General features: G+C 72.5%; 19 protein-coding genes. 9 read left to right on the top strand and 10 right to left on the bottom strand.

Going from position 1 to position 26713, the window contains the following annotated elements; genetic code table 11:
- Positions 1 to 2: 2 nt before the first annotated feature.
- A complete protein-coding gene (locus ACXN5W_RS15850; RefSeq protein WP_473159047.1) occupies positions 3 to 458 on the top strand; it encodes a GatB/YqeY domain-containing protein in 456 nt (151 codons plus the stop codon).
- Between the two features lie 58 nt (positions 459 to 516).
- Here ACXN5W_RS15850 and ACXN5W_RS15845 read toward each other — a convergent pair whose 3' ends face one another.
- Entirely contained in the window at positions 517 to 2985 is a 2469-nt protein-coding gene (locus ACXN5W_RS15845; RefSeq protein WP_473159046.1) for a penicillin-binding protein, read from the bottom strand.
- Positions 2986 to 3404: 419 nt separating this feature from the next.
- Between ACXN5W_RS15845 and ACXN5W_RS15840 the strand changes: the two genes are divergently transcribed.
- A complete protein-coding gene (locus ACXN5W_RS15840) occupies positions 3405 to 3701 on the top strand; it encodes a WhiB family transcriptional regulator (RefSeq protein WP_473159045.1) in 297 nt (98 codons plus the stop codon).
- Here ACXN5W_RS15840 and bagB read toward each other — a convergent pair.
- From bagB to ACXN5W_RS15825, 3 genes are all read right to left on the bottom strand, one after another.
- Positions 3688 to 4866, bottom strand: coding sequence for an ATPase BagB (gene bagB / locus ACXN5W_RS15835; protein ID WP_473159044.1), 1179 nt, complete (start codon positions 4864 to 4866; stop codon positions 3688 to 3690). The genes ACXN5W_RS15840 and bagB overlap by 14 nt on opposite strands.
- A 202-nt stretch (positions 4867 to 5068) precedes the next feature.
- Complete coding sequence (gene bagA, locus ACXN5W_RS15830; protein ID WP_473159043.1) at positions 5069 to 6046, bottom strand: ATPase BagA; 978 nt, start codon at positions 6044 to 6046, stop codon at positions 5069 to 5071.
- A 59-nt stretch (positions 6047 to 6105) separates the two neighbouring features.
- Positions 6106 to 6780, bottom strand: coding sequence for an Rv0361 family membrane protein (locus ACXN5W_RS15825; protein ID WP_473159042.1), 675 nt, complete (start codon positions 6778 to 6780; stop codon positions 6106 to 6108).
- 376 nt (positions 6781 to 7156) lie between these two features.
- Between ACXN5W_RS15825 and ACXN5W_RS15820 the strand changes: the two genes are divergently transcribed.
- The 7 genes from ACXN5W_RS15820 to ACXN5W_RS15790 all read left to right on the top strand — a co-directional run bounded on the left by ACXN5W_RS15820 (position 7157) and on the right by ACXN5W_RS15790 (position 17285).
- Positions 7157 to 7636, top strand: a complete 480-nt coding sequence (locus ACXN5W_RS15820; RefSeq protein WP_473159041.1) for a hypothetical protein — start codon at positions 7157 to 7159, stop codon at positions 7634 to 7636.
- A 323-nt stretch (positions 7637 to 7959) separates the two neighbouring features.
- Complete coding sequence (locus ACXN5W_RS15815) at positions 7960 to 8115, top strand: DUF4177 domain-containing protein (RefSeq protein WP_473159040.1); 156 nt, start codon at positions 7960 to 7962, stop codon at positions 8113 to 8115.
- The gene (locus tag ACXN5W_RS15810; protein ID WP_473159039.1) at positions 8112 to 8579 is read left to right on the top strand and encodes a RidA family protein; all 468 of its coding nucleotides are present in this window, start codon (positions 8112 to 8114) and stop codon (positions 8577 to 8579) included. Before ACXN5W_RS15815 ends, ACXN5W_RS15810 begins: the two co-directional genes overlap by 4 nt.
- Before the next feature lie 173 nt (positions 8580 to 8752).
- Positions 8753 to 9649: an MBL fold metallo-hydrolase gene (locus tag ACXN5W_RS15805; protein WP_473159038.1), complete on the top strand. Its 897-nt coding sequence runs from the start codon at positions 8753 to 8755 to the stop codon at positions 9647 to 9649.
- A complete protein-coding gene (locus tag ACXN5W_RS15800) occupies positions 9646 to 13299 on the top strand; it encodes an adenylate/guanylate cyclase domain-containing protein (protein ID WP_473159037.1) in 3654 nt (1217 codons plus the stop codon). The genes ACXN5W_RS15805 and ACXN5W_RS15800 overlap by 4 nt, the downstream gene beginning before the upstream one ends.
- Before the next feature lie 148 nt (positions 13300 to 13447).
- Positions 13448 to 15136, top strand: a complete 1689-nt coding sequence (locus tag ACXN5W_RS15795; RefSeq protein WP_473159036.1) for a serine/threonine-protein kinase — start codon at positions 13448 to 13450, stop codon at positions 15134 to 15136.
- A 214-nt stretch (positions 15137 to 15350) separates the two neighbouring features.
- Positions 15351 to 17285, top strand: coding sequence for an alpha/beta hydrolase (locus ACXN5W_RS15790; RefSeq protein ID WP_473159035.1), 1935 nt, complete (start codon positions 15351 to 15353; stop codon positions 17283 to 17285).
- A 136-nt stretch (positions 17286 to 17421) separates the two neighbouring features.
- Here ACXN5W_RS15790 and ACXN5W_RS15785 read toward each other — a convergent pair whose 3' ends face one another.
- The 6 genes from ACXN5W_RS15785 to ACXN5W_RS15760 form a co-directional block, all read right to left on the bottom strand.
- Entirely contained in the window at positions 17422 to 18018 is a 597-nt protein-coding gene (locus tag ACXN5W_RS15785; protein ID WP_473159034.1) for a hypothetical protein, read from the bottom strand.
- Between the two features lie 282 nt (positions 18019 to 18300).
- Entirely contained in the window at positions 18301 to 19539 is a 1239-nt protein-coding gene (locus tag ACXN5W_RS15780; RefSeq protein WP_473159033.1) for an acyl-CoA dehydrogenase family protein, read from the bottom strand.
- A gap of 36 nt (positions 19540 to 19575) precedes the next feature.
- The gene (locus ACXN5W_RS15775; protein WP_473159032.1) at positions 19576 to 21957 is read right to left on the bottom strand and encodes an ATP-binding protein; all 2382 of its coding nucleotides are present in this window, start codon (positions 21955 to 21957) and stop codon (positions 19576 to 19578) included.
- Between the two features lie 111 nt (positions 21958 to 22068).
- The gene (locus tag ACXN5W_RS15770) at positions 22069 to 23658 is read right to left on the bottom strand and encodes an acyl-CoA carboxylase subunit beta (protein ID WP_473159031.1); all 1590 of its coding nucleotides are present in this window, start codon (positions 23656 to 23658) and stop codon (positions 22069 to 22071) included.
- A 2-nt stretch (positions 23659 to 23660) separates the two neighbouring features.
- Positions 23661 to 24863, bottom strand: a complete 1203-nt coding sequence (locus tag ACXN5W_RS15765; protein ID WP_473159030.1) for an acyl-CoA dehydrogenase family protein — start codon at positions 24861 to 24863, stop codon at positions 23661 to 23663.
- Positions 24860 to 26566, bottom strand: coding sequence for an acyclic terpene utilization AtuA family protein (locus ACXN5W_RS15760; protein WP_473159060.1), 1707 nt, complete (start codon positions 26564 to 26566; stop codon positions 24860 to 24862). The genes ACXN5W_RS15765 and ACXN5W_RS15760 overlap by 4 nt, the downstream gene beginning before the upstream one ends.
- Positions 26567 to 26713 lie beyond the last annotated feature (147 nt).

The following is a 26713-nucleotide window of genomic DNA, read 5'->3' as shown; positions in this document are numbered from 1 at the left end:
CCATGAGCACCCTGAAGGACCGGCTGACCGCCGACATGCGTACCAGTCTCAAGGCCCGTGACGAGGTGACCACCTCGACCCTGCGGATGGCGCTGGCCGCCATCGGCACCGCCGAGGTCGCCGGCGCGCAGAAGCGGGACCTCACCGACGACGAGGTGCTGGCGGTGTTGACCAAGGAGGCCAAGAAGCGTCGCGAGGCGGCCACCGCGTTCGCCGACGCGGGACGCGCCGAGCAGGCGGCCAAGGAACGCGCCGAGGGCGAGGTGCTCGACCGTTACCTGCCGAAGCAGCTCGACGACGCCGAGCTGACGGAGCTGGTCGCCGGGGCGCTGGCCGCGGGCGGTTTCACCGGCCGGGCGCAGCTGGGCCCGGCCATGAAGGCGGCTCAGGCCGCGGTGGCCGGCCGGGCCGAGGGTGGCCGGGTGGCCGCCGAGGTACGTCGACGGCTCGGCGCCTGACGAAAGGAAGGGCCCCTTCCTATACCGAAAACGATAAGAAGGGGCCCTTCCTCACCTGTCAGTTGTTGGGTTTGCCGGGACCCGCCGGCGGTGGCGGTCCCTGACCGTTCCCGTTCCCGTTCCCGTTGCCCTGGCCGTTGCCGGTTCCGGTTCCGGTTCCGGCGCCCTTGCCGTTGCTCACCTGGATGACCACCTGGGCACCCTCGGGCGCCCGGCCGTCCGGCAGGGTCTCCGCCGCGGTGCCGGCGGGGCAACTGGAGTCCACCCGACCGTCACCGGTGCGGACCTCGAAGCCCGCGTTCTTCAGCTTGGCCCGCGCGCTGTCCAGCGAGAGGCAGTGCACCGACGGGATGGTCGTCTCGGCACCCTGGACGGTCTTGTTGCCGGGAGGCGTGAACTCGATGCCGGGCTTGCCCTTCATGGCATCCCGCAGCGCCTGGTAGACGGCCGGGTTCACCCCACCCTTGCCCTCGTGCTTCATCTTCTCGGTGGTCTGTGCCCAGTCCGGGTCGGCCAGGATGCCGGCGAACGAGTACTGCTTGGTCATCGCCACCAGCGCGGCGGTCTTGTCCGAGTCGGTGGTGCCGGTCTTGCCGGCGACCGGCTTGCCGACCACGTTCCGCACCGCCGGGGCGGTGGCGCCGACGCACTTGGAGGTGGCCGAGTGATCACCGACCGGGCACCGGGCGGCGTCCAGGGCGGCCCTGGCCACCTCGGTCTTGAGTGCCTTGGTGCAGCGGGGCTTGGCCACGTCGAGGTTGTTGCCGTCCTGGTCGGTGATCTTCTCGACCGGGATCGGCTCGCAGTACGTGCCGTCGGCCGCGACCGTGGCGTAGGCGTTGGCCAGGTCCAGCGGGGTGGTGGCCGAGACGCCGAGGGTGAACGCGCCCCAGCTCTCCGCGTTGGCCGCCAGGTACGCGTCGGAGTTGGTGTCACTCGGCCGGCCGGCGAACTTGATGCCCAGCCGCTTCGCCACCGCGACGGCCTTCTCGGCACCGACCTCCTGCTCCAGGGGTACGAAATAGGTGTTGATGGACTTCCCGAACGCCCCCCACATGTTGTACCGGCCGGCCTCACTCGCGCTCGCGTTGACCGGGCAGTAGTTGGTGGTGCCCGGGCAGGCGGCGTCACTGTTCGCGGCCACCGGGTAGTTCGACTTGAACATCACCGGCGCGTTGATCGAGTGGTTGAGCGAGTAGCCGTTCTCCAGCGCGGCGATCATCGTGAACATCTTGAACGTCGATCCGGCCTGGTAGCCGTGGATGTCGCCGCCGCCGGTGAGCAGCGGGTTGGTGGTGTTCGGGTAGGTGCCCCGGATCTTCAGCCTGCGCTTCGCCGGATTGCTGGAGAGCTTGTTCTGTGGCTTGTCCGGGTTGTCCAGCTTGTAGTTCCGGTTGGTGGCCAGCGCCCGCACCCGGCCGGTGCCCGGCTCGACCGCGGCCACCATCAGGGCCTCCTTCTTACCGGTCGGCACCGAGTGCTCCACGCCGTCCTTGGCACCCTGCTGCGCCTGCACGTCCAGGCTGGTCACGATGCGGTAGCCGCCGGTCTTGAGTCGCCGCTCCCGGTCGTACGCGGTGGCGCCGAAGGTCTCCTGGGACAGCCACCAGCGGTAGAAGTAGTCGCAGAAGAAGCCCCACTGGTTCTTGTTGGCCGCCACGCAGCCGTTCGGGGTGGGCTTGCCCTTGACGACCAGCTTGGTGGCCTTGGCCTTCGTCGCCTGCTCCGGCGTGATCGCGCCGATCTCCTGCATGTCGGAGATCACGTAGTTGCGCCGCTCCAGCGCCTTGGCCTTCTTGGTCGGGTCGGTCGGGTCGAGCCCGTCCGGGGCCTTCACCATGCCGGCCAGCAGGGCGGCCTCCTCGATCGTCAGGTCCTTGGGCTGCTTGCCGAAGTAGACCTGGCTGGCCGCGTAGACCCCGTACGCGCCGTTGCCGAACGGCGCGATGTTGAGGTACCGCTCCAGCACGCCGTCCTTGCCCAGTTCCTTGTCGATCTGCATGGCGTACTTCATCTCGCGCAGCTTGCGCGCGGTGGTGTCCTCGGTCGCCGCCACCACGTCCTTGGGTTTGGTGGCCGAGTACGAGATGGCCATCCGGACGTACTGCATGGTCAGCGTGGACGCGCCCTGCTGGTCGGTGCCGGCGTTGCTGTTGTTCACGAAGGCCCGGGCCACGCCCTTCATGTCGACGCCGTTGTGCTGGTAGAAGTTGTGGTCCTCCGCGGCGATGATGGCCTGCCGCATCACCGGCGGGATGTCCTTGAACGGGATGTCGCGGCGGTTCTCGTCGAACATCGTCGCGACCACCGTCTTGGCGTCGGAGGCGTAGAGATAGGTGATCTGGGGCGCCCGTTTGACGGTGAGTTCCGTCGGCAGCTTGTCGAAGGTCTCGGCGCCCGTCTTGGCCGCGAGGCCGGACATCGCCACTGCGGGAAAGGCGGCCGCGGCGACCACGACTCCGGCGAGGAGTCCGCAGATCAGTAGCGATGCGGCGTTGGTCAGCGGGTTGTGATCACGCTTGCGCATCCAAGTCACTCCGTCAGGGTACGGGAAGGCACACCGGAGGCCCGCGCGGCGTACTTTCCCCATTTCCTGCCGGCGCTGGCTTCGTTGTGCTAGACGCACGAACCTGACCAGCGGTTGCGTCGGCCCCGCCGAAATTTTGTCGGCGGACCCGCCACGAGTCTTCCGCATGCCAGGGCGGCCGGGGCCGTTTTCGACAAAGTTCCCCGGGTAGACGCCGGCCGCGAGCCGGAACGAAGTCTGAAGTGTCCGGATTGATGGATTTGGCCGACAACGTTGCGTAATCAACCGACTACAGAGCATGATGGTCGAGCGAGGAGATCGCATGTCGTCCGTGTGCCCGGGGGGTCGGGTGCCGCGGCGGCCGGGGGGTTGGTTACCGAGCGCGAGTCGGTAGCGACTGTTAGGGGGGACGAGAACAGATGGGCATGATGCCGGATTGGCCCACGTTGGCGGCGTGTCAGAACGGTGATCCCGATGCGCTGTTCGTGCAGGGCGCCGAGCAGAACGTCGCGAAGCGGATCTGCCGGAGTTGCCCGGTACGGTACGAGTGCCTCGCTGACGCGCTCGACAACCGTATCGAGTTCGGGGTGTGGGGTGGGATGACCGAGCGGGAACGCCGAGCGCTGCTGCGCCGCCACCCGAACGTGGCGAGCTGGCGGAAGATGTTCGAAGCCGCCATGCGGGACCGGGAGAAGATCCTCGTCACGAACGGCTGATCGCGGTACCGATCGCCCGCAGCCCGTCGACGTCGTGCACGTCGGCGGGCTGCGCTGTCACCTCCACCACCGGCACCGCCGGAAAGGCGTCGGTGAACCCCCGCGCCACCCGCCGCTCCCGCTCCTCCTGCTGGAGCAGCGCGGCGTGCACCCGCAGCGTCTGTGCGGTTCCGTCGCTGTCGCCCGCGCGCGCCAACCGCTCCGCCGCGGCCAGGCTCTCCGCGGCTGCCGGCGTCCGCACCACCGGCCGGTGCACCCGGTTGAGGACCAGCCCGGCCAGCGGCATCCGGTCGGTACCCAGCCGATCCGCGAAGTACGCGGCCTCCCGGACCGCGTCCGGCTCCGGCGCCGCGACCAGCAGAAACGCCGTCTCCCGCGCCTGCAGGATCCGGTACGTCTGCTCCGCGCGCTGCCGGAACCCGCCGAACATCGAGTCCAGCGCCGCCACGAAGCCGGACAGGTCGGTGAGCAGTTGGGCGCCGAGCACCTTCTGCACCACCTTCGAGAACATCCCGAACGACGCCGTGACCAGGTTGAACATGCTCCGTCCACCGCTGCGGGCCGGTGCCAGCAGCAGCCGCAGCATCCGCCCGTCGAGGAACCGGGAGAGCCGGGCCGGCGCGTCCAGGAAGTCCAACGCCGACCGCGACGGCGGGGTGTCCACCACGATCAGATCCCACTCGCCCCGGGCGTGCAACTGACCCAGCTTCTCCATCGCCATGTATTCCTGGGTGCCCGCGAAGGTGGAACTCATCGCCTGGTAGAACGGGTTCGCGAAGATCTCCGCCGCCTTCGCCGGGTCGGTGTGCTGCGCCACCACGTCGTCGAAGGTCCGCTTCATGTCCAGCATCATGGCGTGCAGCTCACCGCCGGCCAGCTGGGCGTCGATGCCCTTGACCTGCCGCGGGGTGTTGTCCAGCTCGGTCAGGCCGAGCGACTGGGCCAGCCGGCGGGCCGGGTCGATGGTCAGCACCACCGTCCGGCGGCCGTGCCGCTCGGCGGCCCGCAGCGCCAGGGCGGCGGCCGTCGTGGTCTTGCCCACCCCACCCGAACCGCAGCACACCACGATCTTCACGCCGGGGTCGGCGAGGATCCCGTCGACGTCCAGCGGCGGTGCGGCTTCAACTTCGGGCACGAACCGAGCGTATCGGGATCGGAGCCACATCCGCCCGGCACGGCGGACAGCTGTGGCGCGACCGTCTCCGCCGGACCGCGAAGCTGGTGCTCGCCTGCGCCACAATTCGGCTCCGGCTGGGCTGTCTGGGCCGGTGCTCGCCTCCGCCACAATTCGGCTCCGGCTGGGCTGTCTGGGCCGGTGCTCGCCTCCGCCACAATTCGGCTCCGGCTGCGCTCCGGCTGCGCTCTGGTCAGGCCCTGGCGAGGGTCGCGGCGAGGGTGTCCAGGCCGGTCCGGTCGACCCCGTTCGGCAGCAGCGGCAACTCCAGCAACGGCCGCCCCAACTCCACCAGATCGGCCCGCAGCGACAGCTCCAGCGACCGGCGGACCAGGTGGTCGCGGGCCTCGGCGTACAGGCCGGTGACCGTGGCCCGGTCGGCTGGCAGACCCGCCGCGGCCAAGCCACGCCGCAGCTCCGCCTGGCTGACCCGACCACCCCCGGTCGACAGCGGCGTCCGGGCGGCGTTGATGATCACCCGGCCGACCGGGATGCCCAGCCCGTCCAACTCGCCGATCGCGTCCACGGTCTCCTGGACGGGCATCTCCTCCAGCAGCGTGACCACGTGAACCGCGGTGATCGGTGAGCGCAGCAACGCGGCCACGCCCTCGCTCTGGGTCTTGATCGGGCCCATCTTGGCCAGCCGGGCCGCCTCGGCGGTCACGTTCAGGAAGCGGCCGATCCGGCCGCTCGGTGGCGCGTCGAGGACGACCGCGTCATACACCCGCCGGTTCCCGACGGTCCGCGTCGTCGACTCCTTGACCTTGCCGGTGAGCAGGATGTCCCGCAGGCCCGGGGCGATGGTGGTGGCGAAGTCGATGGCACCGAACTTGCGCAGCGCCTTACCGGCGGCACCCAACCGGTAGAACATGTCGAGGTATTCGAGCAGGGCCTCCTCCGGGTCCACCGCCAGCGCCCGGAGTTCACCACCCCCCGGTGGCGTGGCGATCCGGCGCTCCTCGTACGGCAGCGGTTCGAGTCCGAACAACCCCGCGATTCCCTGCCGGCCCTCCACCTCCACCAGCAGGGTCCGCCGTCCACCGGCGGCGAGCGCGAGGGCCAACGCGGCGGCCACGCTGGTCTTCCCGGTGCCGCCCTTGCCCGTCACGACATGCAGCCGGGCCGGCCAGGACTCGCTGGCCGGGCCGGCCGGATCCGTACCCGCTCCCACGCCCCGAGCCTATCCAGCCGGACCCGGTCGGACCCCGTTGGCCGAACACCGGTGCCGCCTCACCCGACGTCGCAGACCCACCAGCCGGTCTTCTCCACCACCGTCAGGCTGAGCTGCTGCTCGGCGAACCGTTCGTCGCCGGTGATCATCGTGAGTCGGGTGGTCACCACGGCGCGCTGGTCCGCCTGGCTGGTCAGGGCCGGCGGTGTCCAGCGGAACCGCGGGTTCGGGTACTGCCTGGCGTAACCCCTGACCTCGTCGACCTTCTTGTTGATCTTCGTCTTGTCGCGGGCCGCCGGGCAGACCATCGTGGCCGCCTTGCCGGCGTCCTGCTCCAGGTAGACCGCCCGGAGGAAGTTGTCCACCGCGTTCACCGGGTCCGGTGCGCCCTCCCCGCCGCCGTCGCGCAGCAGCAGGAACGCGGTGAGACCGCCGCCACCACAGAGCAGCAGCACCACCCCGAGCACGAGCGAGACGATCAACAGCGGCCGGCGGCGCCGAGGCGGGGGTGCCGGGGACTGGGCCAGGGTCGGGTCGTACGGCGGATAACCCGGCGGAACGGGGTAGCCGGCCTCGCCGAACTCCACGGTGCCCGGGTCGCCGTACCCGGGGTCGGCGTGATCCGGGACAGCGTGATCGAAGCCGGCGGCCCTCGGTACCGGCTCCCGGTGGTACGTGGGCTGAGGTTCGTCGGACGCCGGGCGGATCGCACCCCCGTCGGGCGGTTCAGTCATCGTTCTCCCCGTAGGGCCGGGCGGCAGTTCCCCCGAGGTCGCCGTGGGGGGGCCGGGCGGTGATCGGAAAATGGCGAACGGTTATCCGCGTTCCGCTGAGCGTAGTCGCCTCGGGCGACCAACCCGTACGACGGCGCGGATGAAATGAATTCGGCCGTGACAATCGGTCACGGCACATGCGCGTCCTGTTGTTATCCGCGTGGCCGGTGCCTACAGTGCGACTGGGGCGTGAGCCAGGATCGGCTGTCGATCCGGCCGTTCATGCCGGGCGGTCGTACCGGTGGCACGGCGTCTCCGGGCCGGCCGAGCGGTCGGTCCGGCCGGACCCGTCCGGCGACCGCCGACAACAACGACGTGGGACCTGCCGGAGGCCGCCATGCGCGACGAACCCGACAACTCCGCGCGGACGCGCTACGAGCCGCCTCCGCGTCTGGCGAGGCCGTCGCCCGGCTCCACCGCCGGGGCCGGCCGCGTTCGGCTGCCGGGTGGTGGCCGCAACGAGCGACGGCGCCGCCGGGTCATCGACCCGGTGCCCGTCACGCCGCCGCGCGAGGCCACCGGGACGGTACGCGGCACCGCCGCGACGGTCGGCGACGACGAGCCCGGGTACGTCATCCACCTGCCGGTCCGGGTGGGTACAGCCGACTCGGCGGTCCGCCTGGCGTACACGGTCGCCGCCGCGCTGGCCGTGCTGCCGGAGGTGGACCGTGGGGAGACCACGATTTCGACCCTGGACGACCAGAACAATCGCCGACGGGTCTTCTGTGACCTGCCCCTGCCGGACCGGTCCCGGTGCTGCCGCCCGTTCGCCCATCCCGGATCCTGCGGACGATCCGACCCCGGCCCGCGCTCCTGACCCGGGTTCGTCGTCCGTCCGGCGCGGCCCGGAAGATCAACTCAATGTCGGCGAAGTTGGGGTGTCCCAACGCGGGGGACACCCCAACTTCGCCGACATTGAGTTGATCTCAGGGTGGCGTGGTCAGGCCGAGGCGATGTTCATCCGTCGTGTCGGCTCGGTCGAGCGGGTGAAGCTGAGCTGAGCGGGGGGAACGGGGTTGAGCGCCGCCGACGCGGCGACCGGCTCAGCGGTTAGGGTCTTCGGTGCCGGGACCACCTCCCGGTCGGGTCCCCGGGTGTCGAAGCGCCGCCGGGCCGTCCTATCGAAGGGGTTCTCTGGTAATGCAGAAGTGGGAGTACGTCACCGTCCCGCTGCTGGTCCACGCGACCAAGCAGATCCTCGACAACTGGGGTGAGGACGGCTGGGAGCTGGTGTCCGTGGTGCCGGGTCCGAACCCCGAGCAACTGGTCGCGTACCTGAAGCGGCCGAAGGCATGAGCGGGACGGCCTCGCCACGGGAGCGACTCGCGGAACTGGGCCTGAGCCTGCCGGGAGTGGTGCCACCGCTGGCCGCGTACGTGCCCGCCGTGCAGTCCGGCCAGCAGGTCTTCGTCTCCGGTCAGTTGCCGATGGTGGACGGAGAGTTGGTGGCGGTCGGCAAGGTCGGCGCCGACGTGTCGGCCGAGCAGGCCAGGGACCTGGCGCGAATCTGTGGACTCAACGCGCTCGCGGCCGTGGACGCGTTGGTCGGGCTGGACCGGATCGTCCGGATTGTCAAGGTGACGGGGTTCGTCGCCTCCGCGCCCGGCTTCACCGGCCAGCCGACCGTGATCAACGGTGCCTCCGAGCTGTTCGGCGAGGTCTTCGGCGACGCCGGTCGGCACGCGCGCAGCGCGGTCGGTGTCGCCGAACTGCCCCGGAACGCCCCGGTCGAGGTCGAAATCATCGCCGAGATCAACTGAGCACAGTCCGGGTGTGCTGTCTGAGCGCAGCCGGAGCCGGGGTGTGGCGGCGGGCGTAGCCGGATCTTCCCTTGTCGCCGCGGGGGTCCGGATCGCCTTCGCCGGGTCCGCGGGTTGGACCGTGGCGAAGGCGCCGTCCGAAGCTGTCACCCCCGGGTCGTACGATCGCAGCCATGACCGGGCACGTGACGGCGCCGGCGGCGGCGCTGGCCGACGAGCTACCGGACTGGGTGACGCTGATGCGCGCACCCAATCCCGGACCGATGACGCTCGACGGCACCAACACCTGGGTGCTGCGAGCGGCCCCGGACGCTCCGGCCGTGGTGGTCGATCCCGGGCCGCTCGACGAGGGACACCTGGCCTCGATCGCGGCGTACGCCCCGGTCGCGCTGGTGCTGATCACCCATGGTCACCCCGATCATACTGACGGTGCCGCTCGCTTGAGTGCGCTGCTCGGCGATGTGCCGGTGCTCGCGGCCGATCCGGCCCACACCATCGGCGGCGCGCCGCTGACCGGCCCGATCGACGACTTCGGCCTGAGAATCGAACTGATCGCCACGCCCGGCCACACCGCCGACTCGGTCTGCTTCCTGGCGAGCCGGGCCGACGGGGCGGATCGAGTCGACGGGGCGGATCGAGTCGACGGGGCGAGCCGGGCCGGGACGGTTCGGGACGGTGGCCGGGTGCTGCTGACCGGGGACACCATCCTGGGCCGGGGCACCACGGTGGTGGCCCACCCGGACGGCGACCTCGGGGCGTACCTGGACAGTCTTGAGCTGCTGGGGGCGTACCGCGGGGTGCCGGCGTTGCCCGGCCACGGTCCGGCGCTGGCCGACTGCGCGGCGGCGGCCGATTTCTACCTGGCCCACCGGCGGGCCCGCCTCGACCAGGTCCGGCGGGCCGTGGCCGGTGGTGCCCGCACCCCGGAGCAGGTGGTGGCGACGGTCTACGCCGATGTCGACCGCTCGTTGTGGTGGGCCGCCGAGTGGTCGGTGCGGGCCCAGCTCGACTACCTGGAACGTGAAGATCGGGAATCCGGACCCCCGGCCGGTGGGTTGGATCCAGCGTGACCTGTCCGGTGTGTGGAACCGTGGCCGTGCCAGGCGCGCGGTTCTGCCACAACTGCGGCGCGGCACTGCCCGCCGCGGCGACCCTGCCGGCGACCGAGCGCCGCGTGGTAACGGTGCTTTTCGGCGATTTGTCGGACTTTACCTCCTGGTCGGAGGACCTCGATCCGGAGCGGGTCGGTGCCGTCACCGACCGGGTGCTGGCCGCGCTCGCCGGGGCGGTTAAAACCTTCGGCGGACACGTCGACAAGCTCACCGGCGACGGCATCATGGCGGTCTTCGGCGCCCCGGTGGCGCACGAGGACGACGTCGAGCGGGCCATCCGGGCGGCGCTGTCCATGCAGCGCGCGGTACGCCGGGTGCTCGACGACGAGCAGGGCGGCGGGGCGCCGCTCGGGCTGCGGGTCGGGTTGAACACCGGCCAGGTCGTCGCCGGAATGCAGGCCGCGTTGGAGTACACGGTCATCGGGGACACCGTCAACACCGCGGCCCGGCTCGCCGACGCGGCGGCCATCGGCGCCGTCTACGCCGGCGCCACCACCTCGACGGCCACCCGGCATGTCGCCTCCTGGCGGAAGCTGCGACCGTTGCGGCTGAAGGGCAAGCGGGCGCCGGTCGAGGCGTACGAGCTGCTCGGTCTGCTCGACGCGCCCGGCACCCGGTCCGGTCTCGGTGACGAGGCGCCGTTCGTGGGCCGGGAGACCGACCTCGGGCGGATCGCCGGCCGGCTGGCCGAGGTGATCGACCGGGGGCAGCCCCGGGTGCTGCTGATGACCGCCGAGGCGGGCATCGGCAAGACCCGGTTCGCCGCCGAGGTCGAGCGGCTGGCCGCCGGCTACGACGTGGGACCCGGCCGGTTCGCCGCACACACCGGTGCCCGGGTGCTGTCGGTCCACTGCGCCGCCTTCGGCGAACGGCGCCGGCTGGCACCGCTGGCCGACCTGGTCCGGGTCGCAGTCGGGCTGCCGGCCGACCCGTCGACCGCCGCGGCCCGGCCGGTCGTCGAGGAACGGCTGCGCCGGCTCGGCCAGCGGCTGGCCCGATTCCGTCCCGATCCGCCGCCGGTCGCCGTCGACCTGCTGCTGGGGTTGCTCGGGTACACCGAGCCGGCGCCCGCGTCGGCGGTCTCCGGCGAGGCGGGCGAGTGGACGGCCCACGGTCCGGGAGCGGATACGGAGGCCGTGCCGGGCGCGGTCGCCGAACTGCTCAGCGCGATGGCGGCGGAGAGCCCGTTGGTCGTGATCGTGGACGACCTGCACGACGCCACTCCGGAAACCCTCGACGCGCTCGGCGCGACGCTGTCCCAGCTGTCCGGTTCGGTGCTGGTCCTGCTGCTGGGTCGGCCCGAGCTGGTGCGTACCGCCGGCGCCTTCACCCGGGTCGCGGACGCCGAGGTGCACGCCCTGCCGCCGTTGCGCGGCGCGAACGCCGCCCGGCTGCTCACCAGCTACCTCGGCGGTGGACGGCTGCCGCAGGCGGACGCGGACCGGCTGCTCGCCACCGCCCAGGGCAACCCCTACTATCTCGCCGAGCTGGTCACGCTGCTGATCGAACGTGGAGCGCTGACCACCGTGCTCGGCCGGGACGCCGGGCCGGGCCCGGCCACCTGGCGGCTGGCGCCCGGCTCGCTGGGCAGCCGGCTGCTGTCCCGGGACCTGGCGGCGGTACTGGCCGCCCGGATCGACGCGCTGCCCACCGAGGCCCGGTCGGTGCTGCGGGACGCCGCCGTCGTCGGCGACACCGTCCCGGCGGGCACCCTCGAACGGCTACGTGAGCACCGGGCCGGGTTGACCGGCCGGCCCGCCGCGGTCGCCGGCATCGAGTTCGACCGGGCCGTGGAGGAACTGCTCCAGCGCCGCATGCTGCACCGCAACCGGGAGGGCTACGTCTTCGCCACGCCGCTGCTGCGCGAGGCCGTCTACGCCGGTATCGGCAAGGCGGACCTGGCCGAGCGGCACGCGACCCTGGCCCGGTGGGCCACGCCCGGCGATCGGGTCGGCACGACCGGGCCGGGCGGGATGTCGGAGGCCGACCGGGACGCCTTCGTGGCCGAGCACGTCGAACGCGCCGCGGCGCTAGCCGACGCGGTGAGCCTGCGCGCCGACGCACTGGCCCGTGGCGTGCTCCCGCTCGGGGTGGCGGCGCTGACCCGCTCGGCGCGCCGGGCGCTGGCCGCCGGGGAGCCGGCCGCCACCGTCGGGTACGCGGAACGAGCCGCCCGGCTGGCGGGCGGCACCCTGGACACCGGCGACCGGCTGATCCACGCCCGGGCCCTGCTCCAGGTCGGCCGACCGGGTGACGCGCTGGCGTTCGCCGAGAAGATCGGCGCGAACGCGGGTGACGACATCGCCAGCCGAGCCGGCGCGCTGCTGCTGGCCGGGCAGTGCTACCAGGCGCTCGGCGACCGCGGCCGGGCCGTGGCCAGCTGGCAGGAGGCGCTGACGGTGGCGACCGACGCCGACCTCGCCCCGCACCGCGCGTCGGCGATGCGCCGGCTCGGCATGGCCGACTTCGTCGGCGGTCGGTTGAGCGAGGCGAGTAGCCGGTTCGCCGGTGCGTACCAGGTGAATCTGGCCGCCGGGGACCGGCGCGGGCAGGCCTGGTCGTTGCAGAACCTGGCCTGGGTGACCACCACCCGGGGCGACTTCGCCGGCACCGACGCGGTACTCGGCCGGGCGGCGCGACTCTTCGCCGAGCTGGGTGATCCGGTCGGCCGGGCCTGGATGCGCGGCACCACGGCCTTCGCCCGGCTGCTGGCGGGGCGGCTGCGCGAGGCTCGGCGGCTGGCCCGGGTCTTCCTGCCGTTCGGTGAGCGGGTCGGCGAATCGTGGGCGGTCGGCACGTTGCGCGCGGTCGAGGCGTTCGCCGCGGCCGAGCTGGGGGAGCTGGCCGAGGCGGACCGGGAGGCCCGGCGGGCGTACCGGGACTTCGCGGCCGCCAACGACGACTGGGGGCGCGGGTTCGCGCTGGTCGTCCGGGGGGTGGTGGCGCGCGGGCTGGGCGAGCCGGATCACGCGTACGACCTGCTCACCGACGCGCTCGACTATGGCGCGCGGACCAGCCACCCGTTGCTGACCGGGATGGCCGGCACGCTGCGCGGCTTCGTGGCGCTCGACGGCGGCGACCCGGTGGCCGCCGAGCGGGACGCCCAGGCGGTCCTGGCGGCCGTCGAACCGCACAATCCGCTGGCGCCGGCCCAGGTGGCCCCGCGGGTACTGTTGGCGATGGCCCGGCTCGCCGTCGGTGACGCGGCCACCGCGGTGGAGTTGATCGAGCCGATCGCCACCACGGCCAACGCGCCCGCGCTGCTGTTCTCCCGGAGCCAGACGCTGGCCCGGTACGCCTCCGCGCTGCTCGCCGTTGGGCGGACCGGCGAGGCCGTCGACTGGGCCCGCCAGGCCATCGAGGCACCGGCCGAGGACGTGCGCAGCCACGTCATCGCCGCCGAGGTGCTGGCCGAGGCGCTCGCCGCGGACGGCTGTCGGGACGAGGCGGTGGCGGCGGCCGACGAGGCGGTACGTCTGGCGTACGCGACGCAGCAGGCCGGTGAGCGGCCCGGGGCGGACGCCCTGCGGGCCCGGCTCGGTGATCCGCCGGACGAGCCAGCGGCGCTGAGTGGCGGTGTGCCGTCGCCGACCCGGCCGGTGGGGTGAGGACGCCCGCCGTACGGCCTGCGGCGGCCCTGCCGGACCCGGACGCTGACCTGTGGGGGCGGGCGTTGCGGGGTCCGGGACGGTGGCGCGGAACGGGGACGATGGTGCGGGGAGCCCCACCATTCGGCCGCTTAGGTATTTTCGTTCCGTGACAGATACTCAGCCGGGCCGGTCGTCGATGCCAGCCGTGCCCGGTCTGACCGATCTGTCCCTCTTTGCCCGAGGTGGCTACGCCACCGTCTACCGGGCCACCCAGGTGTCGGTGGGCCGCGAGGTCGCGGTCAAGGTGGAGAACCGGACGCTGGACAGCGAGCGCGACCAGCAGCGATTTCTGCGCGAGGCACGGGCCGCCGGTCGGATGTCCTCACATCCGCACGTGGTCGACCTGTTCGACGTCGGGGTCACGGCCGACCAGCACCCGTACCTGATCATGGAACTGTGCGACGGCTCGTACGCCGAACGGATGCGGCACTCCCCGCTCGGCGCGGCCGAGGCCCGCGACCTCGGCGTCAAGATCGCCGACGCGCTGGCCCACTCGCACGCGGCCGGCGTACTGCACCGGGACGTCAAACCGGCCAACATCCTGTACTCGCACTTCAACTCCGCCGTGCTGGCCGACTTCGGCCTCGCCGTGCTGGCCGAGGTGCGCGATCCGACGCTGACGCTGGAGGTGCTGACCCCGGCGTACGCGCCGCCGGAGATGTTCCGGCACGCACCACCGGCCCCGGCCGTGGACGTGTACGCGCTCTGCGCCACGCTCTACGCGGTGATGCACGGCCGGCCGCCGCGCTGGCGTGCCGAGCGCGACCCCAGCCTGGTCATGCTGATGGAGATGTTCCACCAACCGGTGCCCGACCTGCCCGGCGTACCCACCGAACTGCTCGACGTGCTGCGGCGCGGAATGGCCAACGACCCCGCGCACCGACCCTCCGCCGAACACCTGCGTGAGCTGCTGGCCGCCGTGCCGTTGGGGGCACGGGTGGCCGGTGTACCGGTGTCGGGCGGGCCGACCTCCGGCATGCCGGTGTCGGGGCCGCCCGTCTCCGGCGGACCGGTGCCGGGGGCGCGCGTCGCTGGCGTACCCGTCCCGGGGGCGCCGCTGTCTGGTGCGCCCGTCCCCGGGCCGCCCCATCCGAGGGTGCCCGGGTCCCGGACCCCGGTGTCGGGCGGTGCGGCCCATGGCGGACCCGCCGGTCGCCGCCCGGAGATACCGGCCGATCAGACCCCCACCGTGCCCGGGTCCGGGCGCCGTGGCGGTCGGCGGCCGGCCTGGCAGATCGCGCTCGCCGTCCTCGGCGCACTCGCCCTGCTGGTGACCGTGGGCGCGCTGTCCTGGTACGCCGGTCGGCACCCCGGGGGCGGGACCGGATCCCGGCCATCGGCGGGGACCGGCCCCACCACCCCACCGCCCGGACCGACCCCGTCGGCGCGGCCGACCGGCCCGGTCGCCCTGCGCGGCTGCCGCAACGGCCTGCCGGCCGGCGGTCGCTGCCCGACCCGACCGGAATGTTTCGGCCCCGTACGCATCCGGGGCACGGCGGCCGAGGCCAGGTCGGTGGCCTGCGACGCGCGCCACACCTGGGAGACGTACGCCCTGGGTGAGCTGCCCTCCGGCGTCGACCCGGGCGATCACGACGCGGTGCGGGCGGCCCGGGCGGTCAGCCGGCTCTGCGCCGACGACACGTTCAACGCGCTGACCGGGTACGACGCCGGCGGCGGATGGCGGTTCGAGGTGCTGCCGCCCGACCACGCCGCCACGGCGGCGGGCGACCGCAGCTACCGCTGCCTGGCCGGCAAGGGCGTGGACGGCCTGGTCGGGCCCACCCTCGGCCGCTGATCCCCGGGCATCTCCCGGCCGCCGCCCTTCGGGCATATCGCATATCTCGACCGGCATTCTCCGCCCCTGACCCCGGCGTTTCCCCGATCGTGGCGGTTTGCCGCAGGTCGGGGGACTACGTCAGCGGTGCCAGCCTCGTTGATCCGTTTGTACGGCCGTCAAAGGCTCGGTTACCAACAGTGAGCGGGGTACCCGTATGCGCCCACCATGTCGAGTGTTCGGCGCCGCAATCGCCGGTGTCGTACTCAGTGGACTCCTGACCGCCGGTCCCGCGCCGGCCCACCCCGGATCGGTCGGCGCCGGCCCGGCCGCGCCCGGGTTGGCCGGGTCCGCGACCGGCGGGCGTGCCTCGGGCCGGTCGGCCACGATCGCCTCGGCGATCCGCTCGGATCCGGCCGCCGAGGCGAACCGGGTGGACCGGGTACCCACCCCGAGGCTCGACTGGTACGACTGCTACGACTACGCGCAGTGCGCCACCGCCCGGTTGCCGCTCGACTACGACCGCCCGACCGGGGACACCACGGAGGTCGCCCTGCTCCGGGTCAGGGCACGCGACCAGCGTCAACGGCTCGGCAGTCTCTTCGTGAACCCCGGCGGACCCGGCGGTTCCGGCGCGGACATGGCCCTCTCCGCGCCGTACTTCCTGGGCGACGACCTGCTCGACCGGTTCGACATCGTGGGCGTTGACCCGCGCGGCATCGGCGCCAGCGAGCAGTTACGGTGCTTCGATTCGGTCCACGAACAGTCCCGGGTGCTGACCGGGCTGAACCGGCCGTTCCCGGTCGGCCGAACCGAGCAGCGAGCCTTCGTGGCCGCCTCGAAGACGCTCGGCCGAAGCTGCTCGACCACCGGCGACAGACTGGCCGGCGCCATGTCCACCGCGGAGGTCGCCCGGGACATGGACGTGCTGCGCCGGGCGGTGGGCGACACGAAGCTGAGTTATCTGGGTTTCAGCTACGGCACAGTGCTCGGACAGTACTACGCGAACATGTTCCCCGACCGGGTCCGGGCCGTGGTGGTCGACGGAGTGGTCGACCCGCGCGGCTGGGTCGGCGACCAACGGAATCCCGACCTGCTGCTGGAGGACCGGTTGCGCAGCTCCGACGGGGCGTACCGGGCGCTGCGCGAGATCCTCACCCGGTGCGGAAAGGCCGGTGCGGCGACATGCGAGCTCGCGGCGGAGGGCGATCCCGTCGCGGCCTTCGACCGGGTGGCCCGCCGGCTGCGGACCGGACCGCTGGTGGCCACGGATCCGGACGAGGGCCGGATCGTCGTCACGTACGAGGACTTCGTGTCGGCGGCGCTCTTCTACCTGTACGACCCGGCCGGTTACGAACCCCTGGTGGACATGACGCGACAACTGCTCGCCCTCAGCGACCCGAAGGCCACGGCCGCCGCGCGGGCAGGCGCCCGGACCGGGCTCGCCCGGCTGATCCGTCGCCCCGCCGGCCGAGGAACCAGCACGCGGCCATCGAGCGGGCCCGGCCCCGTCAGCGGTGGCCAGGCCGCTGACCAGCCGGGCAACAACCAGATCCCACGGTACGACTTCCCGTACGACAACGGTCTGGAGGCGAGCCTCGGGGTGATCTGCACGGACGGCGTCCACGGCCAACGTGCGGAGGACTGGTCGGCACTGGCCACCCGGGCCGACCAGCGGGCGCCGTACTTCGGCCTACCCTGGAGCTGGATCACGGCGCCCTGCGCCCGGGCCAGTTGGACCGTGCGGGACGAGGACGCCTACACCGGCCCGTTCGACCGGTGGACCAGCGCCCCGGTGCTGGTCGTGGGGGACTACTGGGACCCGGCGACCAACTACGCGGGCGCGGTGTCGACGGCGGCCCTGCTCCCGAACAGCCGGCTGCTGTCCAGTGACAGTTTCGGACACACCGCCTACGGCACCTCGGAGTGCGTGACCGGGGCGGTCGACGGCTACCTGCTGGCCGGAACGCTGCCAGCCGCCGGCACCGTGTGCGTGGGCGACATACAACCGTTCCAGGCCGTTCCCGACGACAAGGTGTCCGCCGGGTGGGCCCGTTCGGTGATGCCCGCCGGAAACCCGGCGTCGCTCGGCCGACCGGTGACCGGTACGCCGAAGCGGCTGCCACCGGTGGTGCCACCGTTGGCCGGTGCGGTGCCCCGCCGGGACTGACCGGCCCGGCCAGTCGGTGTCCACCCCGGCCGGTGGTCGGCCGGTACCAGCCGTGGCTGGGTGCGGTCGCCGGCTGCCCGGTTGCTCTACGGCTGATCTGGTCGCTGGCTGCCGGGCCGGTTGGTCTCCGGCTCGGTCAGCTGGCCGAAGGCTTGCGACGCAGCAGTTCCAACACCGCCACCGCCAGTAGCGCCGTTCCGGCGCCGACGCCGGTGACCACGTTGGCCTTCGCGACGTCCGCCAGGTGCAGCGCGAGCGCTGCGGCTGCGATGCCCACCACGACGGCACCCAGCGGAACGAGGACCCGACGGTCGCGCAACACCGGTATCAGGACCCAGAAATGGACGCCGATCACGAAGGCGACCCACGGGGCGATGTAGTCCGGGTGCCCACTCCGGCCCAGTGTCGCCGCGCCGACGAAGAGCACGACGTAGCTGAGCCCGACGATGATGCCGTACCTGCGGGACGCCGTGCGGTTCCGGGCAGTGGTCAGCTCGCGTCGCCAACGCCAGGTGCCAAGGCCGCCGAGCACCGCGACCACCAGGCTCAGCAGGCCCATGACCAGGAGTAGGCCGGACAACCAGGCCGGCGCGCCCGTACGGCCCCAGTTGAACCACATGCCGGCGAAGAAGCCCAGGATCAGCGCGGTGAGTTGGGCGTCCGCCCGGCTCGTCGGCGCCGTAACCCAGTCGCTGTCGTCTGTGGTGTTGTCGCTGTCCGTGGTGGCTGCCATCGAGTTCCCCGTCCTGGTGTGGCCGACCCGATCGATCGGATCCGGCATGATCGTCGGGGTCAGCCACCTGCTTAGTCAACGGTGACGAGTTCGCCCAGCGAAACTCGCCCGGTGCCCGGTGCCCGGTGCCCGGTGCCCGGTGCCCGGTGCCCGGTGCCCGGTGCCCGGTGCCCGGTGCCCGGTGCCCGGTGCCCGGTGCCCGGTGCCCGGTGCCCGGTCTGGGAGGTTAAGCGGGGGCCCTTCCTATACAAAAAGCGATAACAGGGGGCCCTTCCTTTCAGGTCAGTAGGATTTGTCCTGGGCGAGGACGTGTTGTGCCACGAAGTTGAGGATCATCTCGCGGCTGACCGGGGCGATCCGGCCGGCGCGTACCGCGCCCAGCAGCGTGGCCACGCCGTACTCGGTGGTCATGCCGTTGCCGCCGAGCGACTGGATGGCGGTGTCCACGGCCAGCGCCGCCGCGTCGGCCGAGGCGTACTTGGCCATGTTGCCGGCCACCCCGGCCTCCAGGTCCCGGCCGGCGTCGTACAGGGTGGCCGCTTTGTAGATCATCAACCGGGCCAGCTCGACCTGCACCATCGCGTGCGCGAGCGGGTGGGCCACGCCCTGGTGTGAGCCGATGGTCCGGCCGCCCCAGACCTTCCGGGTCGCCGTGTACGCGCTGGCCCGCTCCACCGCGTACCGTCCGGTGCCGGCGCTCATGGCGGCCACCGTGATCCGTTCGGGGTTGAGCCCGGCGAACAGCGCCGGCAGGCCCGAGTCGGGACCGCCGACCAGGGCGTCGGCCGGCAGCCGTACGTCGTCCAGGTAGAGCAGGAACTGGTTCTCCGGGGACAGGATCTCCATGTCCAGTTTGGAGCGGGTCAGCCCGGCGGCGTCCGTGGGCACCAGGAACAGTGCGGGCCGGAGCCGCTGCCGCCCGCCACCGGCGGGGGCGCCCTCGCCGGCAGCGTTCTTACCGGCAGCGCTCTCGTCGGCCGCGTTCTCGTCGGCGGCGTTCTCGTCTGCGATCCGGGCGACCACCAGGACGTACTGCGCCTCGTCGACGCCGGAGATGTAACACTTGCGCCCGGACAGCAGCCAGTCGTCGTCGTCCCGCCGGGCCACGGTGCCGAGCCGGTGGAAGTTGGAGCCGGCCTCCGGCTCGGTGATCGCGAAGACCACCTTGAGCGAGCCGTCCGCGAAGCCGGGCAGGAACTGGGCGCGCTGCGCCTCGGTGCCGTGCCTGGCGATCACCGTCGCCGCGATGGCCGGGGAGACCACGAGCAGCAGCAGCGGGCAGCCAGCCGCCGCCAACTCCTCGCAGACGATGGCCAACTCGGTGATCCCGCCGCCACCCCCGCCGTACTCGGTCGGGATGTTGACGCCCAGGTAGCCGAGCTTGCCGGCCTCGGCCCACAGTTCGGTGGTGTGTTCCCCGGCCTTCGCCTTGGCGACGAAGTACTCGTGGCCGTACCGCCTGCCCAGCGCCCGTACGGCGGCGCGGAGCTGCTCCTGTTCGTCGGTGAGGTCGAAGTCCACGGTGGACGCCTTTCGGTCGGGTTCGACGATGGCCGGTCAGTCGGGTTCGACGACGGCCAGCACGGCCCCGGTGTCGACCTGGCCGCCGGCCGGTACCGGTAGTTCGACGACGGTGCCGGCGGCCGGGGTGAGCACCGGGTGTTCGAGTTTCATCGCTTCGAGGGTGAGCAGCAGATCACCCGCCGCCACCCGCTGGCCGACCTCGACGCAGATCCGGGTGACCGCGCCGGGCAGCGGCGCGACCAGCGAGCCGGCCGCCAGCTCGGCCACCGGCTCCGGGAACCGTGGCAGCTCGGCCAGGGCGACCGAACCGTCCAGGCCGTCGACGAAGACGTCCGCACCGACCCGGTGTACGGCAAAGGTCTGCCGCAACCCGTCGACGTCGAGGACCACCCGGTCGGCGTCCGCCGCGATCAGCCCGACCTCCATGGCCTCCGCGACCCCCTCGACCCCCGCGTCCCTCGTCGTCTCCGCGTCTCTTGTCGTCTCCGCGTCCCCCGCGTCCCTCGTCCTCTCGCCGACCCCCGCGTCCCTCGTCGTCTCCGCGACCCCCGCGAGCCCCTCGGCTCCCGGGGTCTTCTCATCGCGCGTGGACGCCGGATTCTCGCTGTAAGGCACCTGATCAGCAGGGTTGGACGGGGGGCCGACGGACCACGACACCAGTGCGCCGGTGCGGTCCAGCCGGTACCGGACCTCCAACTCGCCGGTCGGAGCGGCGAACCGGACCGACTGCGGTACGGCCGGCACGTTGCGCCAGCCGGACGGCAGCCCCGCCAGCACGGTGGCGGTGGCGCGCCGACCGGCGGCTCCGGCGAGCGCGGCGGCCAACGCGGCCAGGCGTACCGCGCCCGGTCCGGCGAGTGGCTGGAAGACCTCGGGGTGCCGATCGAGGAACCCGGTGTCCGTCCCACTTTCCGGATCTTGGAGTCCTGTTACCCCTCCAGGGGCCACAGAGTTCCAAGATCGCGTGCTTTTGGTGGTGGTGAAGGCTGGGGTGCGGAGGGTGCGGACCAGGAGGTCTCGGTTGGTGGTTATGCCGTGGATCTCCGCCCGGGCCAGGGCACTGGCGAGTACCCGGGCCGCCTCGGCGCGGGTCGGCGCCCAGGCGATCAGCTTGGCCAACATCGAGTCGTAGTGGACGCTCACGGTCGAGCCGGTCAGGACGCCCGAGTCCAGTCGCAGCCCGTGAGCCGCGCCGGGCACGGTGAACCGGTGCAGGACGCCGGTGGCCGGTAACCAGTCCCGGGCCGGGTCCTCGGCGCACAGCCGTACCTCGATGGCGTGCCCGCGCACCGGCGGCGCCGCGGCCATCGGTAGCGGCTCACCCTGTGCGACCAGCAGTTGCAGCCGGACCAGGTCAAGCCCGGTGACGCACTCGGTCACCGGGTGTTCGACCTGGAGCCGGGTGTTCATCTCCAGAAAGTAGAACTCTCCGGCTGGTCCATCGGGCCGGTGCTCGCCTTCGCCAGACCCCGGCTCCGGCTGTGCTCCGGCTGGTCCATCGGGCCGGTGGCCGCCTTCGCCAGACCCCGGCTCCGGCTGTGCTCCGGCTGGTCCATCGGGCCGGTGGCCGCCTCCGCCAGACCCCGGCTCCGGCTGTGTCTGGGGGGTGGGGGCCAGGAGGAATTCGACGGTGCCGGCGCCCACGTAGCCGACCGCCCGACCCGCCGCGACCGCCGCCTCGGCCAGCGCGCGGCGTAGCCGGTCCGGGATCACCGCCGGCGCCTCCTCGAGAATTTTCTGGTGCCGGCGCTGGATCGAGCACTCCCGCTCGCCGAGGCTGAGCACCGTACCGTGGACGTCGCCGAAGATCTGCACCTCGACGTGCCGGGAGCGTTCGACGTACCGCTCCAGGAAGACCGTTCCGTCGCCGAACGCCGACTCGGCCTCCCGGCGCGCGGCGGCCACGGCATCGGCCAGTTCGGCCGGCTCCCGGACGATCCGCATGCCCCGGCCGCCGCCGCCGGCCGCCGCCTTGACCAGCACCGGGAAGTCGGTGACCTGCGCCGGGTCGGTGTACGTGGGCAGCATCGGCACGCCCGCGTCGGCGAGCAGCGCCTTCGCCTGGATCTTGTCGCCCATCGCGGCGATGGCCTCGGCGGGTGGCCCGACCCAGGTCAGGCCGGCGTCGACCACGGCAGCCGCGAAGGCCGCGTTCTCGGCCAGGAAGCCGTACCCCGGATGCACCGCGTCCGCGCCGGCCCGCCGGGCCGCCGCCACGAGCCGTTCGATCCGCAGGTACGTCTCGGCCGGCGCGTTGCCCGGCAACCGCACCGCGGTGTCGGCCTCGGTCACGTACGGCGCGTCGTTGTCCGCGTCGGAGTACACGGCCACCGTCTCGATGCCCAACTCGCGGCAGGTCGCGATGATCCGCCGGGCGATCTCGCCCCGGTTCGCGACCAACAGTCGACAGATCATGCGAGCCCCCTCCTCCCCACCCGTCGCCCCGCCTGGTTGATCATGAGGTTGCCGGTCGCCGTGTCGGCGTGTCGCGGCGGCAACTTCATGATCAACGAGAACATGGGCATGTCACATCCGGAAGATGCCGAAGCCCTCGGCGCCGCGCACCGGGGCGTTGTGGACGGCGGACAGGCACAGCCCGAGGACGGTACGGGTGTCCCGGGGATCGATCACGCCGTCGTCGTAGAGCCGGCCGGACAGGAACAGCGCCGCCGACTGCGACTCGATCTGCCGCTCCACCATGGCCCGCATGGCGGCGTCGGACTCCTCGTCGTACTCCCGGCCCCGGGCCCGCGCGGCCTGCCGGGCCACGATGGACAGCGTCCCGGCGAGCTGCGCCGGGCCCATCACCGCCGAGCGCGCGTTGGGCCAGGTGAACAGGAACCTCGGCTCATACGCCCGGCCGCACATGCCGTAGTTGCCAGCCCCGTACGACGCGCCGAGGTTCACCGTCAGGTGCGGCACCGTCGAGTTCGACACCGCGTTGATCATCAACGCGCCGTGCTTGATGATGCCGCGCTGCTCGTACTCGGTCCCCACCATGTAGCCGGTGGTGTTCTGCAGAAAGATCAGCGGAGTGTCGGCGGCGTTCGCGAGCTGGATGAACTGCGTGGCCTTCTGCGCCTCCTCGCTGAACAGCACCCCGCGAGCGTTCGCCAGCACCCCGACCGGCCAGCCGTGCAGCTCCCCCCAACCGGTCACCAGCGCCGCGCCGTACGCCGGCTTGAACTCGTCGAACTCACTGCCGTCCAGCACCCGGGCCAACACCTCGCGCGGGTCGAACGGCACCTTGAGGTCCGCGCTGGCGATGTCCAGCAACTCCTCCGGGTCGTACACCGGTGGGTTCGGGTCGGCGGTACGCGGCGGCGGGCCCTGCCTGCGCCAGTTGAGCCGCCGGACGCACCGACGGGCCAGCCGGATCCCGTCCCGCTCGTCCTCGGCCAGGAAGTCCGCCAGACCGGACCGGGTGGCGTGCATGGCCGCCCCACCCAGCGACTCGTCATCGGTCACCTCGCCGGTGGCCATTTTCACCAGCGGTGGCCCGGCGAGGAAGACCTTCGCCCGGTCCCGCACCATGATCGTGTAGTCGGACATCCCCGGCACGTACGCGCCACCGGCCGTGGCGTTGCCGAACACCACGCTGACGGTCGGGATGCCGGCCGCCGAGAGCCGGGTCAGATCCCGGAACACCCGGCCACCCGGGATGAAGATGTCGGCCTGGCTGGGCAGATCCGCACCCGCAGACTCGACCAGGTTGACCATCGGCAGCCGGTTCGCGTACGCGATCTCCCCGGCCCGGCGGGTCTTGGCCAGCGAGATCGGGTTCACCGCGCCGCCGCGTACCGTCGGATCGTTGGCGACGACCAGGCACTCGACGCCCTCGACCACCCCGATGCCGGTCACCACGCTGCCGCCCACCGGGAAGTCGGTGCCCCAGCCGGCCACCGGGGACAGTTCGAGGAACGGCGCGTCCCGGTCCAGCAGCAGCTCGATCCGTTCCCGGGGGAGCAGCTTGCCCCGGCCGTGATGCCGGGTCACGTACTTCTCGCCGCCACCGGCCCGCGCCTGGTCGAGCGCGGCGTCCAACTCGGCCAGCCGGTCCAGCATGGCGGCCCGGTTGGCGGCACCGGTCACCGGCGCGGTACGCAACACCGTCATCCCTAGATCCCCAGACCCTTCGCGATGATCTCGTTCATGATCTCGGTGGTGCCGCCGCCGATGCCGAGGATGCGGGCGTCCCGGTAGTGCCGCTCGACCTCGGCGTCGCGCAGGTAACCGAACCCGCCGTGCAACTGCACCGCGGCGTCCACCACTCGGTCGCAGGCGGCCACCGCGACGTTCTTGGCCATCGCCACCTCGGTGACCAGGGGCTGCCCCGCCGCGACCCGGGTCGCCACGTCGTGTACGTAGCTGCGGGCCGCCTCGGTCACCGTGGCCATTTCGGCCAGCCGGTGCCGGATCACCTGGCGGCTGGCCAGCGGCTGGCCGAACGTGTGCCGGTCCCGGCACCACCCGACGGTCAGGTCGAGGCAGCGCTGCGCCGTGGCGTACGCGCTGGTGGCCAGCGACAGCCGCTCGGTGGCGAAATGCTGCATGATCTGGAGGAACCCGGTGTCGACCGGGCCGACCAGGTTCGTGGCCGGCACCCGGACGTCCGCGAAGGACAGCTCGGCGGTGTCCGAGCAGTGCCAGCCCATCTTGGCCAGCGGCGGCCCCACGGTGAAGCCGGGCAGCCCCTTGTCGATGACCAGCAGCGACATCGGCCCTCCGCCGGCCCGCCCGGTGCTGACCGCCGTGGTCACGAAGTCGGCCCGGACCGCGCTGGTGATGTACGTCTTCGTGCCGTTCACCACGTAGTGCTCACCGTCGAGGCGGGCCGTGGTGCGGATGCCGGCCACATCGGAGCCGCCGCCCGGCTCGGTGATCGCGAGCGCGCCGATCCGCTCCCCGGCCAGGGTGGGTCGGACGTACCGGTCGACGAGGTCCTGACCGGCCCGCGCGCCGGCGGACCCGGCCCGGACCGTGGACCGGGTCGGCAGCCCCGGCCCGGCGCCGGCCGCGGCCACGATGTGCGGCAGCGCGATGCCGTGGGTGAACAGGGCGGCCACCAGCCCGGACGAGCCGCCCGCGCGGATCAGCTCCTCGGTGACCACGATGGAGTCCAGCAGGTCCCCGCCGCTGCCGCCGACCTTCTCCGGGAAGCCGATCCCGAGCAGGCCCAGCTCGGCGGCGGTCCGGTGCAGCGATCGCGGCACCTCGCCGGTCCGTTCCCAGTCGGCCAGGTGCGGCAACACCTCCCGGGTCACGAAGGACCGGGTCAGCTCGCGCAACTGCCGCCGCTCGGGCGTGTCGACAAGACTCATGCCGCGCCGTCCCCGCCGGCCGGGATGTCCGCGCCGTCCGTGCTGGTCGCGCGGTCCGTACTGATCGGGGTGGTCGGGTCCGGCAGGCCCGGCAGGTCCGGTAGGTCGACGATGCGGGACCGGAGCAGCTCACCGAGCGCCTTGGCCTGCGGATCGAACCGGGTCGAGGCGGCCACGCCCGCGCCGAGCAGACCGCGCAGCACGAAGTTGACCGCTCGCAGGTTGGGCAACTCGTACCGCTCGACGGTCAACCCGGCGGTCTCCGGCAGCAGTTCGCGCAGCCGGTCGACGGTCAACCAGCCGCGCAGCCAGTCGTACGCCGGGTCGGTGCGGGCCCAGACGCCCAGGTTCGCGTCGCCGCCCTTGTCACCCGAGCGGGCGCCGACCACCTCGCCCAGCGGCCCCCGCCGGCTTGAGGGAAAGGAAGGGCCCCCTGTTATCGCTTTTTGTATAGGAAGGGCCCCCTCCAAACGCCCCGGCAGCGGTGCGGTCGCCGAGGGCGGTGGGATCCGGACCCGGCTCCCGTCGGGCAGCACCGCCAGATGTTCCACGGAGTCCTGCGGTACGTGTTCCGCGGTGAACACCCCGTACGGCCGGGCGTCCCCGGGCGGCGTGGTCAGGGTGCAGCCCGGGTACGAGGCCAGCGCCAGTTCCACGGCGGCGGCCGAGAATCCCCGCCCGACCCGCTTGGGGTCGTCGGCCCGCAGGTTCACGTGCAGCAGCGCGCTCGCCACCTCGGTTTCGGTGGCGTCCGGATGGTCCGTGCGGGCCAGGGTGAACTCCAGCCCGTCCGGCCCGACCGCGTCGGTGAGCTGCGTCCGGACCAGTTCGGCCTTCGCCTCGATGTCCAACCCGCAGAGCACGAACGTCATCCCGTTGCGGAACCCGCCGAGCTTCGTCACGCCCACCTTGAGGTGCTGCGGCGGGGCGGCGCCGCGGACGCCGCTGACCCGTACCCGGTCGGGACCGTCCGGTGCGAGGGCGACGCTGTCCAGCCGGGCGACGACGTCCGGACCGAGGTAGGCGGGCCCCTCGATCTCGTAGAGCAGTTGCGCGGTGACGGTCTCGACGGTGACCGCTCCGCCGGTACCCGGGTGCTTGGTGACCGCCGAGGAACCGTCGGCGTACACCTCGACGATCGGGAAACCGGGCCGGCGACCCCGGTCGGGCAGTTCGGTGAAGAAGCTGAAGTTGCCTCCGGTCACCTGGGCGCCGCACTCGATCAGGTGCCCGGCCACCGTTGCGCCGGCCAACTCGTCGAGGTCGGCGTCCCGCCAGCCGAAGTGGGCGGCCGCCGGACCCACCACCAGCGAGGCGTCGGTCACCCGGCCGGTCACCACGATGTCCGCCCCGCCCCGCAGGCAGGCGGCGATGCCGAAGGCCCCGAGGTACGCGTTCGCGGTGAGCGCGCCCGGTCGCTCGATCGCGTCGCCGGTGACGTACCCGATCTTCGCCGGTAGGCCGAGCCGGTCGGCCAGCGACCGCAGCGCGTCGGCCAGCCCGGCCGGGTTCAACCCGCCGGCGTTGGTCACGATCCGGACGCCCTTCTCGGCGGCGGTACCCAGGCAGTCCTCCAGCTGGCGCAGGAAGGTGCGCGCGTAGCCCAGATCGGGATCCTTCAGCCTGTCCCGGCCCAGGATCAGCATGGTCAACTCGGCCAGATAGTCGCCGGTGAGCACGTCGAGATCGCCACCGTCGAGCATCTCCCGCCAGGCCGAGCGGCGGTCACCGTAGAAGCCGGAGGCATTGCCGATCCGGATCGGCGCGGTCACCGGGCGACTCCCGCGGCCGTACCGTCCGGGGCGCCCGCCGGTCCCGCGCCCGCCGGTCCCGCGCCCGCCGGTCCCGCG

It is taken from the genome of Plantactinospora sp. A48 (genome assembly GCF_055793945.1).
The sequence above is the reverse complement of the archived record's forward strand: the minus strand, read 5'-3'. Positions and strand labels throughout refer to the sequence as shown.

Excerpts from the sequence above, each read along its gene's own strand:
- ACXN5W_RS15785 (WP_473159034.1), bottom strand. The coding sequence starts at position 18,018 with ATGGCAGCCACCACGGACAGCGACAACACCACAGACGACAGCGACTGG.
- ACXN5W_RS15845 (WP_473159046.1), bottom strand. The coding sequence starts at position 2,985 with ATGCGCAAGCGTGATCACAACCCGCTGACCAACGCCGCATCGCTACTG.
- ACXN5W_RS15805 (WP_473159038.1), top strand. The coding sequence starts at position 8,753 with ATGACCGGGCACGTGACGGCGCCGGCGGCGGCGCTGGCCGACGAGCTA.
- ACXN5W_RS15840 (WP_473159045.1), top strand. The coding sequence starts at position 3,405 with ATGGGCATGATGCCGGATTGGCCCACGTTGGCGGCGTGTCAGAACGGT.
- ACXN5W_RS15775 (WP_473159032.1), bottom strand. The coding sequence starts at position 21,957 with ATGATCTGTCGACTGTTGGTCGCGAACCGGGGCGAGATCGCCCGGCGG.
- ACXN5W_RS15810 (WP_473159039.1), top strand. The coding sequence starts at position 8,112 with ATGAGCGGGACGGCCTCGCCACGGGAGCGACTCGCGGAACTGGGCCTG.
- bagB (WP_473159044.1), bottom strand. The coding sequence starts at position 4,866 with ATGTGGCTCCGATCCCGATACGCTCGGTTCGTGCCCGAAGTTGAAGCC.
- ACXN5W_RS15770 (WP_473159031.1), bottom strand. The coding sequence starts at position 23,658 with ATGACGGTGTTGCGTACCGCGCCGGTGACCGGTGCCGCCAACCGGGCC.
- ACXN5W_RS15765 (WP_473159030.1), bottom strand. The coding sequence starts at position 24,863 with ATGAGTCTTGTCGACACGCCCGAGCGGCGGCAGTTGCGCGAGCTGACC.
- ACXN5W_RS15850 (WP_473159047.1), top strand. The coding sequence starts at position 3 with ATGAGCACCCTGAAGGACCGGCTGACCGCCGACATGCGTACCAGTCTC.
- ACXN5W_RS15815 (WP_473159040.1), top strand. The coding sequence starts at position 7,960 with ATGCAGAAGTGGGAGTACGTCACCGTCCCGCTGCTGGTCCACGCGACC.
- ACXN5W_RS15825 (WP_473159042.1), bottom strand. The coding sequence starts at position 6,780 with ATGACTGAACCGCCCGACGGGGGTGCGATCCGCCCGGCGTCCGACGAA.
- ACXN5W_RS15820 (WP_473159041.1), top strand. The coding sequence starts at position 7,157 with ATGCGCGACGAACCCGACAACTCCGCGCGGACGCGCTACGAGCCGCCT.
- ACXN5W_RS15760 (WP_473159060.1), bottom strand. The coding sequence starts at position 26,566 with ATGCTCGACGGTGGCGATCTCGACGTGCTCACCGGCGACTATCTGGCC.